Raw genomic sequence first — 12,499 nt, forward strand, 5'->3', positions numbered from 1 at the left:
TTGACGAGGCTGGGCTAGACTCACCGCCACTGTTCTTGTCTCCTGTAGACGAGCTAGATTTCGCAGACGACGAATCGTTCTTTTCCTTAGCCGAGGACGACGCAGCAGTCTTTTTCGAAGACGACGAAACATCGCAATCATCGTCATCGCATTCGCAGTTTTCGTCGTCTACTCCGCAAGACGCCGAGGCGTCGTTCTTGTGCACGTAACCCGAACTGCTGTCGTCGTCACCGCAGGCGACGAAGGAGAAAGCCAACATGGCGCACAGGGCCGCTGGGAGGGCAAATGGTAGCAATCGTTTCATTTGTTCACTCCAAAGAGATAAACTAAAAATAAGTTGGTGGTTATGGAAATTTCACTTTACATTGAAACAAAAAAAAGCGACGTCTAGTAAAGTTGTCGCTTCGCTTGTCTTGAATCAATTAAGCCTTCTTCGGCTTTTCGGCAGGGGCGGCAGCCTGCATGCCGATGTCAATCTTTCCGAATTTCGCTTCGTAGGCATTCAAGGTGGCCCCAAGCATGATGGCGAGGCGCTTGGCCGTGTACGGGGTCATCACCACGCGCTCGGCTATTTCCACGTTCACCTTGCCCTGGTTCATGTTCCAGGCCTGATTCAAGCCCAGAAGCATCATGATTTCTTCACGGCCGCCCACGACGTTCGTTGCGTTCACGTAAAGGCTTTTCATGTTGCCGTCGTTCCAGACAACTTCTGGAAGGGAGTTGGCTGCTTTATTTTCTTTTTTTTCGTTCATGAGAATAGCTCCAAATAAAATGGCTATGTTCTACTAATGTGTAGGACGGCCATTTTATGTTGAATTTGCTGAAAAAATACTAAAAAATGGTCTAATCCAACAAAAATTAGGTTAGACCAAGTATCTAAGATACAGTTTTTAGGTAGGTAAATCTCAGTTTCTAATAGGGTGTGATTTTTAGATAGTTATATTACATCTACACTTTGAAAGAACATAGCCAAACGGAAAAAAGAACGTCTTTCTGACGTTCTTTATAAAAACAGAAGTTTCTTTAAAGCATTTCTATTCAAACAAGTCCGGCCTATTCTGCATCTCGTCCAACTGGATCTGGTGAAGAACAACGCGGCCTGCGGAAAGACTGGCCTGCACATCAACAAGACGCTGGTTCTTGGAGCCGCGAAACTTCAAGTCAAGGCAGCGCTGAGCCAAGATGAAGGGACCATCAACAAGAATATCCGCAAAGGTCAGCAATTCCAGGCATTCCGGTTTTTCATCCTTGAGAGCCATTAAGCGTTCATAGGTAAATCCAGAAAAAATGACCAGATTCAAGCCGCGTTCCTTGATTTCGCGAGCCAAGGGAACAAGCGTCTTCGCCTGAAACATAGGATCGCCGCCACTAAGAGTCACACCATCCAGCAACGGATTTTCCTCGATCATGGAAAGCAATTCTGCGAGGGAAATATCGTGGCCGCCATTGAAATCGTGGGTCTGGGGATTATGGCAACCGAGGCAATTGTGGGAACAGCCTTGAGTGAAAATGGAAAAACGGATACCAGGACCATCCACGAAAGATTCAGGTTCAATTCCTGCAATGCGAAGTTTCTTCCCTTCGAAGCCTTCCGGCACAGGGTAGCTTACTTCGTGCAAATCATCTTCCTGGTTATCTACATTCTGAAAATCCATTTTACTCTCTTCTCATTCGAAACTGCTGGATCCTTCGACTACGAACCTTACGGTTCTTCGCTCAGGATGACATTTGTGGACAATTCCGCAAATAGAAAAAGCCCACGGCCTCTCCCGCATCATACGGGCGTCACCGTGGGCATTTAATACAAACTAGTTATTGCTGTCGCAACCGTGCTTCACACGGTCATTCACTTCAGCAAGCTTTGCATTGTTGAAGCGATCGATTGTACCAACCAGGTAACCGGTGATACGGCGAATGCGTTCAAAGCCAACGCCTTCTCCATACTGGGACTTTTCTTTTTCAGACATTGTATTTCTCCTTGACTGATTTTCAGCCTATAAACTTTTCTTTATTTTAAACCTTAGCGGATTCCCAGGAAGGCGGGCATGCCCGGGAACTTCTTGCGGAGTTCTTCGATCTTCTGCGGATCGATGGCGTGGCCTTCTGCACGACCGCAACGGGGGCACACATCGTTAATCACACCAACGTAACCGCAGACAGGGTCACGGTCAACCGGATGGTTGATGGAGCCGTAGCCAATGCCGGACTTAGCCATGAAGCGAACGATCTTTTCGAATGCATCCAGGTTCTGGGTCGGGTCGCCATCCATTTCGATGTAGCTGATATGGCCAGCGTTGGTGAGAGCGTGATACGGGGCTTCCAATTCAATCTTCTTGAATGCGCTGATCTTGTAGTATACAGGCACATGGAAGGAGTTGGTGTAGTAGTCACGATCGGTAACACCCGGAATGATGCCAAACTTCTTCTTGTCCATGCGGAGGAAACGACCAGAAAGGCCTTCTGCCGGAGTAGCAAAGAGTGAGAAGTTCAGCTGGAGGCGTTCGGATTCGCGGTCGCAGAAATCACGCATGTGCTGAACGATTTCGAGACCAAGCTTATGGGAAGCTTCGGATTCGCCGTGATGCTTGCCGGTGAGGGCAACCAAGGTTTCGGCAAGGCCAATGAAACCGATGGAAAGGGTACCGTCCTTGAGGACTTCGCGGACTTCGTCGTTCCAGCCCAGCTTTTCGGAACCAATCCAAATGCCCTGGCCCATGAGGAAGGGGAAGTTCTTCACGCGCTTGCGGCTCTGCACTTCCATACGTTCCAGCAACTGATCGCGGACGAGAGCCAGCATGCGATCCAGTTCCTTGTAGAACAGGTCGATGGACTTCATCTTGAGGGCGATGCGAGGCAGGTTGATGGAGGTAAAGCTCAGGTTGCCACGGCCGAAGGTGATTTCGTTTTCGGGACGGGCGGTATTACCGATAACGCGAGTACGGCAACCCATGTAGGCGATTTCAGTTTCAGGGTGGCCCGGCTTGTAGTAAGCAGCATTGTACGGAGCATCCATGAAGCTGAAGTTGGGGAACAGGCGCTTTGCAGAAACGCGGCAGGCCAACTTGAACAAGTCGTAGTTGGGGTCGCCCGGATTGAGGCTCACGCCATCCTTTACGCGGAAAATCTGAATCGGGAAGATTGCGGTTTCGCCACCACCCAAGCCTTCTTCTGTAGTGAGCAGCAAATTACGCATCACCATCTGGGCTTCGGGATCGGTACACATACCGTAGTTAATGCTGGAGAACGGAGTCTGAGCACCGGCGCGGCTGTGCATGGAGTTCAGGTTATGAACGAAAGCTTCCATAGCCTGGAAGGTAGCCTTGTCCGTTTCTTCGTAAGCCTGCTTTTCGGCAAACTTCTGTGCACCCATAACGATTTCGGTGCTGTAGATCTTGGAAAGCTCACGAGCTTCGGTCTGGACAAACTTTTCGTTAGGAACGAGAGTTGCCACCATACCCATTTCGAGCATTTCTTCATGAAGCTTCTTGATAACCGGACGGATTTCTTCTTCTTCCTTACCGGTGAGAAGAATCAAGGCCTTCACCATGTTATTCAGGTAAGCCTTGCGGTAGGTGATGCGAACGCCGTCGGCCATGGCATAGTCGAAGTTAGGAACAGCCTGACCACCGTGCTGATCGTTCTGGTTGGACTGGATAGCAATTGCAGCGAGAGCTGCGTAGCTGCGGATGTCCTTGGGTTCACGGAGATGACCGTGACCCGTGTTGAAACCATTCTTGAAAAGCTTGATTAGGTCGATCTGGCAGCAGGTCATGGTGAGGGCGTAGAAATCCAGGTCATGGATATGGATATCGCCTTCGGAATGAGCACGGCTGTGTTCCGGCTTCAGCATCATCATGGTGTAGAAATGCTTTGCGGATTCGGAACCGTACTTGAGCATGGTACCCATGGCGGTGTCGCCATCGATGTTTGCGTTTTCGCGCTTCAGGTCGGATTCCTTGGCGGAGCTGAAGGTAATGTCGCGAAGGGTGTGCATGAGGCGAGTGTTCACTTCACGAACACGGGTACGTTCTGCACGATAAAGGATGTAGCTCTTGGCGGTGTCACCGTAGCCGGCTTCGGTCAAGGCCTTTTCGACTGCGTCCTGGATTTCTTCAATGTCAGGACGAGTCTTGCCTTCGGCTTCAAGGCGGCCTACTGCATAGGCAGCAACCTTGAGAGCGGTACTGTTCAAAACGTCTTCACCACCGAGAAGGTCCAGCTGAGACTGGGAAGCCTTAATCTGTTCTTCAAGTTCACCAGAGGCACGGAAAGCCTTAACGATGGCACCAGCGATCTTCTCAATGTTGAACGGCATCTCGCGGCCGTCACGTTTTTTCACAGCAAAAATCATTGCTTAATCCTTCTTATTCAAACAATTCTAATTCCGCCGGCTCTAGGCTTTTTCATCGCGAGATTTGTAAACTCCAAATTAACAAAACTCTAAAAAAAGGCCAAAATTCTCTTTATTCAACAGGAATACAACCACCCAAAAGCGCGCAATCCCAAGAATCTTTCAAATTCGCTCAAAATCAGCATAAAGCCTACATCTTGTGGCAAATGCCACCTAACCACCCCAAGATGTAGGACACAAGATAATAAAAGAACCACTATATATGCGAAATCGTCAAAAAAAAATCTTGATAATTTTTATTTACGCTCGTTTATTTACGCAAAAACTTCGTTAATTAATACACTATCCCGGTTTCGGATTTTTGTAAAAAATTAAATTACAAAAAACTTATTTTCACTACATTTTCTTAACTCATTATAGTTCAATGAGTTATTAAAAAACACCCCTAAAGGATAAAAAAAACACCCCTTGACAAAATCAAGGAGCGCCTTTAAAAAATACGTTGTTTTGTTACTTCAATTCAACAATCAGACGCACCGACGCACTAACCTCCACAGAGTCCGCAATAGCAGATTCATCTGGAGCTGCACCATCCATCATCATGGCATTTACAGCAAGCCCCTTGGCTCTACGATGCATGGAATAACCGCCATAGACGTTAACTCCACCATCCCCGCCCACATAGATAACATCGCCCAGCTTGGCATTGACGCCATCGGCATAGCTCTTGGCCTGAGACAGAGCCTTCTTGCTTGCAAGCCCAATAATTTCGGACTGAACTGCAGACACATCCTTAAGTTCTGCACTAGTGCGATCGATTTCTACATCCGGTTCCGAGGCAAGGGCCTCCACCAAGGCGGCAGCATCGCTCTTGTTGTCTACAGAAACCTCAAAGCTCTGGGTTGCCACATAGCCCGCAAGATTACGCTTGCCGTCGTGGTAGGACCATTCCTTACGCACATCAACGCTATTCTGTTCCACATTCTTTTCGGGAATGTCCAGTGCAGCAACATTTGCGAAAATAGCTGCCCTACGTTCTGCAACCTTCTTGAAAAGGACGTCCTTGTCCTTATCACGAAGATCCAGGCGGAACCCAGTCACAAACTTGTCGGCAGCCACCTTCTTGGACTCCATTGCGGAAACTTCCACACGGGGAGTCTCTACCGAAGCAGTACCGCCGGACACGCAGGGACGACCGCCATTGGTAACCATATAGACGCAAGCAACAAGACCTGCGATACAAACGACATTAAAAAATTTTGAAGACATCTATAACCTCAAGGCCTAATATACAAAACCTATAAAAAAAAAATCCGGTGTTGCCGGATTCATTAACAAGAGGTTGCTACTTGCTCCTCAACAGATTGCTCAGCCAGCTTGATAAAAGGGCTACAGCCACGGTTGTCGTCATACTGATAAGAGGCATCCAGGGCCAGCTGAAAATTCCACCGAGCAAGGCGGGCACATGGAATGCAGGGATTCCCTGAACAAGAATAAGGCTACCCATACCGCAGAGAACTGCAACAATGACGCACCAGCCACGAAGATGACGAGCGCAGTTTCCCAGAATCTTGTCGCCAAAGAAAGCCAACAGGAACATGGCAAGGAGGGGGCCAGTAAAGAGTCCCGTAAAGAATACGGCGTTCTTCAGAAGGCTTCCCTGCTGGGTGGCTGCGAACAAGGCGCCAAACACGCCAAGAACGCCCCACAGCACCGTCCAGAGCTTAGCTCGTTTCAATCCGCCAAGGCCCTCGTTTTCCTTCCAGCCGAAGAAATCTCTTTCGGAAGTATTACTAAGGGAGTTGATCGCACCGGAAAGGGAACTCATGGCGGCGGCACAGATTGCGGCAACAATAAGGCCTGTAACGCCCTGCGGAAGCCCGTTGACAATGAAGTACGGGAAGACGTCATTTTGACCAAGTCCTGCCGGAAGGGAAGCCGCTTTTGCCATTTGGTAATAGACGTACAAGGCTGCGCCAACCCAATAGAAGAGAATGGAGACAACAACCCCAAGTACCATGGAAAGAATACTGGAACGATTTGCGGCCTTTACGTCCTTACAGCTGAGGTAGCGTTGTACAAACTGCTGGTCACAACCACGAATAGCAATTTCAAGCACGGCGTAGGCAAAACCTGCAGACACCAGGGTACGCGCGTTGGAAATGTCAAAGGATGCGTCCCACCACTTGGTTTTTCCAGCCTCCCCTGCCATTCGGGCCATCTCGCCAAGACCACCTACGGAGTTTGAGATGAGGAAAAGAACCAAGGCGCCGCCACCGAAGAATACGATAAACTGCATTACATCGGTCCAGATAACCGCCTTGATGCCGCCAAACCAGGTATAGAAAATGGCAACCGCCGCAGAAACGATGATCGCGACCTTCAGGTCAATGTGCAGAATCTGAGCGAGCACAAGGGACGGAGCATAAAGAAGAATGCCTGTACGAAGCAAAAGATGAAGGCAATAGAAAACGGCGGCCAGGCGACGGACAGGTTTTCCGAAACGGACTTCGAATAGTTCGTAGGCACTGCTAATACCGGAATTCTGGAATCTAGGGATAAAGACCTTCCCCACCACAAAAATGCTGATGAACGCACCTATCTGGAACATAAGGAATGTCATGTTGTCGCCATACACATCCGCAGGAGCCCCTAGGAACGTAGTGGCACTGACGGAGGTTGCAATAAGGCTAATGCCAACGGCAATCCAAGGCATGGATCCACCACCCAGCATGTATTCCTTAAGATTCTTATTACCCCTGGATACCCAAAGGCCAATAAAAAGAGACACCAGCAGGTAAGCCGCTAAAACAAACCAGTCGACAACAGTGAACATGATTACTTATCAGCGGAAGATTCGTTAGGATCAAACTCAAGTTCTTCGTAGCGAATAACCTGGTTACGGCCGCCTTCCTTGGCCCTATAGAGAGCCTGGTCAGCAAGATTTACAGCCTTCTTCATGTCGTGGAAGTCCGGAGTGACCAGGAAGGCACCGATACTTACGGTAACGCGCAAAGGTTCTGCCTGATGGACATCAAAACTCAAGGCCTGGATTGCCTTACGAATGCGTTCTGCAGTTTCCAACATGCCTTCCGCCGTGGTCTCGATAAGGCCCACCACAAATTCTTCACCGCCATAGCGGGACACGATGTCGATATCCTTACGGATTTCACCACTAATGGCATCGGCAAATCCCTTGATTACCACGTCGCCAATCTGATGACCGTAGGTATCGTTAACGCGCTTGAAATGGTCAATGTCCATCATAAGGACACCGATGTTATACTTCTTACGGTCAGCACGAATCTTTTCGGTACGGAGATTTTCGTGGAGCGTACGATGATTGATAAGGCCCGTAAGGCCGTCTCGCATGGCGAGATCACGACCATGTTCAAACTTACGTGCACGATCATAGGCAAAGCCTGCCACGCCGGCAAAAGCCTTCAGGAGTTCCTTTTCGTGGTCGCTGTAAGGTCTGGAACTACGGCTTTCAAGACAGATGGCAATGTCTGCCACAGCGGAATCAGGTTCAACGGCAATAGGCATCACGAAGAGCTGACGCAATTCAAGATTACGCTTTTCGTTGTCGTTAAGACGTGGCACATATTCGGTAAAGCCAGCAGAGAACGTGCGCTCCACAGGACGATTGCGCATTAGGGACAGAACAAAGATGCCCTTGTCGTTCAAAGTAAAGCGCTTTTCAGAGAACTGTTCTGCATCAAGACCATGGCAGAACACCACACGACCGGCAGATTCGTTCACCTTATTCATGGCAAGAATAGTCAGACGATCATAAGCGACATTGTCATTGACATAGTTGATAATCTGCTTGTAGATATCCTTCACCGTCATGGTCTGGAAGAACTTGCGCTGGTAGTTATAAAGCCCGCTATACTGCTGCAGGGCAATGTGCTTCTGAGCGGAGTAGAAACCCTTATAGTCCAGCATGGAAATAGCGCTAGCGATGTAAACCAGAGCCTGGGCAGTCTGGTCATTAAAGGCGTTAGGATAAACAGAATCAAGAACAAGGGCACCAACACGCATTCCACTATTGTCCAGGATAGGCACTCCCACAACAGACTTGATCGGAGTAGAATCGGTATAGTACTGCAGGCTCTTGTTGCTAGGAACATCCCCTTCGAGAATACGGTTTACGCCAGAACGGAAAAGCTGGCTAACCAAGCCGGAGTTCTCGGAAATACGAATGCAGGGGTTTACAGAAAGTTCCTTGTCGTTCACATAGTTACGAACACCCCATTCCTTGGGATTATCCATCTGAGTGAAGGCAATAACCGTATTTACGTGAGGCACCACGTACTTAAGGGCACGCATCATGGAGGACATGCCCTTATTGATATCGGCATTGGCGCGGGCCCAGACCTGGCTAACCTTCAAAGCGGACTCAGGTTCATTAACCATACCGTTAGCATTGCGGAATTCGGTACGAAGATCCGGAGCGACCATAATAGGCTGGGTACTTGTCTTACGGGTAAGAATTACCGGAAGAGTAGACGTGGACTGATTTGCACTATTCGGCCCAGCCAAACGCGGACGATTGAGCCAAGCAAGCACAAAAGCCACAATGGCAAAGGGGATAAGGAACAGAAGCATTCCCCCCTGGAAAGCAAGGCCCACAAGCAGGCCCGAAAGAACAAATAGTATTTCCGCAACTGACATATCTGGTTCCTAGGTCTTTTTACAAGCTACAAGCGGAAGGAACGGTATAGCATCACGGTAGCAATGCTTCCGTAAACGGCATGGCTAATCCACGCTGCCCAGAAGGGCGACAAGGCACCATTCTCTCCCATCTTAAGTCCAATACGTTCGAGGATATAATAGCTAAATACAATGAGCAAGCCAACACCAAACTTCTGAGAAAGGCCTCCAGAACGGCTATACCTGTGACAAAGGGCCGCACCAATCAGCAAAACAATCAAATTCATCCAGTGGGCCGATTTCTTGAAATGCAGGGCAGTCTCCATCACCTTGGTATCTTCACCGGAGCGCTTAAGGACCTCAATTCTTGCTTCCACCATCTTAGAGTCCATTTCATCGGAAACCTGGCGTTCGTTGATGAGGTCATCCGGATGGGTGGATACCTTACCGCAGATTTTTTCCTTGCGCATGTTGAATACGTTAACCGAACCATCCTTATGGAATTCTCTACGGAAGCCCCGTTCGAACTGCCAGCAACCAGAGCCCGTGCTATCATCCTCCACCCAACGGACCAGCTTCGCGTCAAAACGTTCCTGAAGCCTACCCTGGTCTCTAAGTAGCAAGACAACATCGCGTCCCACCTTGTTCCTTCCCGAGTAATGTCTAAAGAACCAGCTGGCCTTTTCACTGTCAATGAAGGTAAATTCAACCTTTTCCTTCACGCGCGGATTCTTCTTTTTCTGTGCATTGGTTTCCATGATTTCAAGACGCTTATGGTTCGCGTCAGGAAGCCAATATTCACTCATTTCGTAAGAAGCCAAGGACACGAAAAATCCAAAAACGAAAATGGGGAAAAGTGTCTTCAAGGGACTTTGTCCCGAACTCTGCATGGCGCTCATCTCCAGATGGCGAGCCATGTTACCCACAGAAGCAAGTACACCGATGAACAAGGCCACAGGCGTAATCAGGTAAATCATGTAGGGCAGGTAGCAGACATAGTAGTCCAAGGCATCCTTGACATCTCGAGCAAGCCATGTCTTGATGTTACCCACAAAGTCAATAACAACAAACATGAAGATGGCGCCAAGAAGCACCAGGATAAACATCTTCAGGAAGTTCCAGATCAGGTAGCGGGTGAATTTCATCCGAACCTCTTTGTGAGACGTTTGAAGATACGGACAAAGAAACCCTTGATTGCCCTAATAGCCCTAAAGAACTTCGAATCGCCGGAGAACCTATCTCGAACCATGGCTATGGTAATGAAAATGCCGAAAGCACCGATGATAATATTGGACGCCCACATGGCAAGAATCGGATCCAAAAGCAACCTGTCCGCAAGATTTTCACCACCAATAAGGCAGATCCAGTAAACGACAAAGAACGCAAGGCTGTACAGGATTCCAGTACCGATTCCACCTTTGCGAGCCATAATTCCCAGGGGCGCTCCAATAAGGATAAAGATGAAGCAGGCAAAGGCCGTACTGAACTTCTTGTGGATTTCTACTGTGTACTGCGCTTCACGCTTGAGCTCATTCTCCATTCGGCCGTAAAAACGTTCTGTAGTGCGGAGGGCCGCAATTTCCTGAATTCGAAGCTTTTGTAGAGACCGCCTACGCTGGACAGAATCCTGAGTAATGCTGCTTTCTACACCCTCGGGAACAACAGAGTCTCCCCGAACGTTTTCCACCAAGGAGACCAGGGTAGACAAACGCTTATCGATAGCTTGGTCCTTCGCCTCGACAAACTTCTTGCGGGCATCCTCCACCACTTCCTGCATCATCTCTATGGGCATTTCGCGGTCACTACGATAATTACGATTACGGCGTTCCAGACGGTCATCCACATTCTTCATTGCCAGATCCTGGCTGAAGAACCTGATTCGGAAGTAATTCTCCGGATTGTCCACATCGGTCATGTGGGTTTCACCACTACGAAGGCGCAACATGAGGGTGGCTCCATTATCTGCGTACTCCATGGATGCACTATCCGCATAAACAATTCGCGGAGCCCCGCGCTTTTCCAGTTCAAAAATCTGGATACCGTAAAGAGTACCGGACGCAGGGTCAATTCGGCTCACCCAAAGCTGGACATCCGGGAACTGGGTAATCAATCGACCAGCATCAATAAAGGCATGTGGCTTCTTGCGAGACACAGCACTCATCAGTTCCACAGATCTATGGTTAGCCTCTGGAAGAACCCAGTTGTTAAAAACAACCATCAACACCGAAATCAGCAAGGAAACAAGCAGCACCGGCCGCATCAAGGACAAGGGCGACACACCAGCAGCCTTACAGGCGGTAATTTCCTGGTCCCCGGACAGGCGCCCAAAGGCCATCAAGCTTGCAACAAGGACCGCCATGGGAATGGACAAGGAAAGCATCCACGCCAAATTCAGCACAAAAATTTCAATGACCGTGGATGTAGGCAAACCCTTGGACAGCACGTTATCCAGGATTTTTACAAGAAAGTCCACCACAAATAGGAAGGTAATGCCAAAAAGAGCCGCCAGGAAGGGGGCAATTAGCTCTTTCAACACATACCGGACTAAAATCATTTTTCTGGGCTGCCAATTTTTTCTAATTTACTGCTGTAAAAAATAGAATTAACCAAAGAAATAAAATGAACCTGTTAAAAAAGATTCCCTTGTTCCTTTGCTTTTTTGCCGCAGCAGCCATGATGACTAGCTGTTCGTCTTCCCGTGGCGAAAAGATGAAGTACACCGAATGGTGTAGAGCCCGCTATGAAAAGGCCGAAGAATTATTCAAGGCCGAAAAGTACGGACGAACAACGGAACGACTGGAAGAAATCCTGGCGACCTGCGCTGGAACCGGTTTCATGGAACAGGCTCAGTTCCTTCTGGCAGAGAGCTACTTCAATCAGGAAGACTGGATTGAAGCCCGTGGAGAATACGGCAGTTTCATTATCAACTTCCCCGGTTCCCCCTTCATTGAAACAGCAGAATTCAGAAAGGCCGTTTCATCCTTCAACATGGAATTCAGGGTTTCCCGCGACGATGCCAACACAACCATCGCCATGAGAGATTTCGAACGCTACCTTTCCAACCATCCCGACACCCCATTGCGTGACTCCGTCAACTACTACTACAACCTTCTTGTAGAACGCATGGCAGAAAAGGAATTCCAGACCGCCCGTCTTTATTCAAGAATGGATAAGCCCCAGGCAGCCGTTATCTATTTCAAGGAATTTCTGGAAACCTACCCGAACTCTAAGCGTCGAGAAGAAGCCCTGTTCATGATTGCAAAGGCCTACAATGAACTGGACCAGTTCGAAACAGCAAAGCTCTATCTAAACATCGCCCGCAAGGAAGTTACCGAAGATAACAAGGACGGACTGAAGCAGATTGAAAAAATCGAAAAGAAAATCGAGAAATCCGAAGCAGCCTTTGAAAAACGCTTAAAGAAAGATTCCCAGAAGAAGCGCTTCCAGAAGGAAGACAAGGAACTGCAGAGCTAATTTCTGCATCGTACTGCG

11 protein-coding genes are annotated in these 12,499 nt (G+C 48.7%); 1 reads left to right on the top strand and 10 read right to left on the bottom strand.

Features of this window, described 5'->3' with window-relative positions; translation table 11 throughout:
• From MJZ26_08110 to MJZ26_08155, 10 genes are all read right to left on the bottom strand, one after another.
• A partial coding sequence (locus MJZ26_08110; protein MCQ2105740.1) for a hypothetical protein occupies positions 1–304 on the bottom strand: 304 nt, incomplete at its 3' end.
• 118 nt (positions 305–422) lie between these two features.
• Complete coding sequence (locus MJZ26_08115; protein MCQ2105741.1) at positions 423–752, bottom strand: DUF3467 domain-containing protein; 330 nt, start codon at positions 750–752, stop codon at positions 423–425.
• Positions 753–1,034: 282 nt separating this feature from the next.
• Positions 1,035–1,655: an anaerobic ribonucleoside-triphosphate reductase activating protein gene (gene nrdG / locus MJZ26_08120; GenBank protein ID MCQ2105742.1), complete on the bottom strand. Its 621-nt coding sequence runs from the start codon at positions 1,653–1,655 to the stop codon at positions 1,035–1,037.
• 153 nt (positions 1,656–1,808) lie between these two features.
• On the bottom strand, positions 1,809–1,967 hold the full coding sequence (locus MJZ26_08125) for a hypothetical protein (GenBank protein MCQ2105743.1): 159 nt from the start codon (positions 1,965–1,967) through the stop codon (positions 1,809–1,811).
• A 53-nt stretch (positions 1,968–2,020) separates the two neighbouring features.
• Positions 2,021–4,351, bottom strand: a complete 2,331-nt coding sequence (locus tag MJZ26_08130) for an anaerobic ribonucleoside triphosphate reductase (protein MCQ2105744.1) — start codon at positions 4,349–4,351, stop codon at positions 2,021–2,023.
• A gap of 510 nt (positions 4,352–4,861) precedes the next feature.
• Positions 4,862–5,620 (bottom strand): SIMPL domain-containing protein, encoded by a 759-nt coding sequence (locus tag MJZ26_08135; protein ID MCQ2105745.1) that lies wholly within the window; start codon positions 5,618–5,620, stop codon positions 4,862–4,864.
• Between the two features lie 76 nt (positions 5,621–5,696).
• On the bottom strand, positions 5,697–7,187 hold the full coding sequence (locus MJZ26_08140) for a sodium:solute symporter (GenBank protein MCQ2105746.1): 1,491 nt from the start codon (positions 7,185–7,187) through the stop codon (positions 5,697–5,699).
• 2 nt (positions 7,188–7,189) lie between these two features.
• Positions 7,190–9,028 carry a sensor domain-containing diguanylate cyclase gene (locus tag MJZ26_08145; protein MCQ2105747.1) on the bottom strand — a complete coding sequence of 613 codons (1,839 nt, stop codon included), beginning with the start codon at positions 9,026–9,028 and terminating at the stop codon, positions 7,190–7,192.
• A gap of 26 nt (positions 9,029–9,054) precedes the next feature.
• Positions 9,055–10,152: an LptF/LptG family permease gene (locus tag MJZ26_08150; protein ID MCQ2105748.1), complete on the bottom strand. Its 1,098-nt coding sequence runs from the start codon at positions 10,150–10,152 to the stop codon at positions 9,055–9,057.
• Positions 10,149–11,543: an LptF/LptG family permease gene (locus MJZ26_08155; GenBank protein MCQ2105749.1), complete on the bottom strand. Its 1,395-nt coding sequence runs from the start codon at positions 11,541–11,543 to the stop codon at positions 10,149–10,151. The genes MJZ26_08150 and MJZ26_08155 overlap by 4 nt, the downstream gene beginning before the upstream one ends.
• A gap of 83 nt (positions 11,544–11,626) precedes the next feature.
• Here MJZ26_08155 and bamD point away from each other — a divergent pair, with 83 nt between their 5' ends.
• Positions 11,627–12,481 (top strand): outer membrane protein assembly factor BamD, encoded by an 855-nt coding sequence (gene bamD, locus MJZ26_08160; GenBank protein MCQ2105750.1) that lies wholly within the window; start codon positions 11,627–11,629, stop codon positions 12,479–12,481.
• Positions 12,482–12,499 lie beyond the last annotated feature (18 nt).

The organism is Fibrobacter sp., from assembly GCA_024398965.1.
Lineage (GTDB): Bacteria > Fibrobacterota > Fibrobacteria > Fibrobacterales > Fibrobacteraceae > Fibrobacter.

Excerpts from the sequence above, each read along its gene's own strand:
- MJZ26_08145 (MCQ2105747.1), bottom strand. The coding sequence starts at position 9,028 with ATGTCAGTTGCGGAAATACTATTTGTTCTTTCGGGCCTGCTTGTGGGC.
- MJZ26_08135 (MCQ2105745.1), bottom strand. The coding sequence starts at position 5,620 with ATGTCTTCAAAATTTTTTAATGTCGTTTGTATCGCAGGTCTTGTTGCT.
- bamD (MCQ2105750.1), top strand. The coding sequence starts at position 11,627 with ATGAACCTGTTAAAAAAGATTCCCTTGTTCCTTTGCTTTTTTGCCGCA.
- MJZ26_08140 (MCQ2105746.1), bottom strand. The coding sequence starts at position 7,187 with ATGTTCACTGTTGTCGACTGGTTTGTTTTAGCGGCTTACCTGCTGGTG.
- MJZ26_08130 (MCQ2105744.1), bottom strand. The coding sequence starts at position 4,351 with ATGATTTTTGCTGTGAAAAAACGTGACGGCCGCGAGATGCCGTTCAAC.
- MJZ26_08125 (MCQ2105743.1), bottom strand. The coding sequence starts at position 1,967 with ATGTCTGAAAAAGAAAAGTCCCAGTATGGAGAAGGCGTTGGCTTTGAA.
- MJZ26_08115 (MCQ2105741.1), bottom strand. The coding sequence starts at position 752 with ATGAACGAAAAAAAAGAAAATAAAGCAGCCAACTCCCTTCCAGAAGTT.
- nrdG (MCQ2105742.1), bottom strand. The coding sequence starts at position 1,655 with ATGGATTTTCAGAATGTAGATAACCAGGAAGATGATTTGCACGAAGTA.
- MJZ26_08150 (MCQ2105748.1), bottom strand. The coding sequence starts at position 10,152 with ATGAAATTCACCCGCTACCTGATCTGGAACTTCCTGAAGATGTTTATC.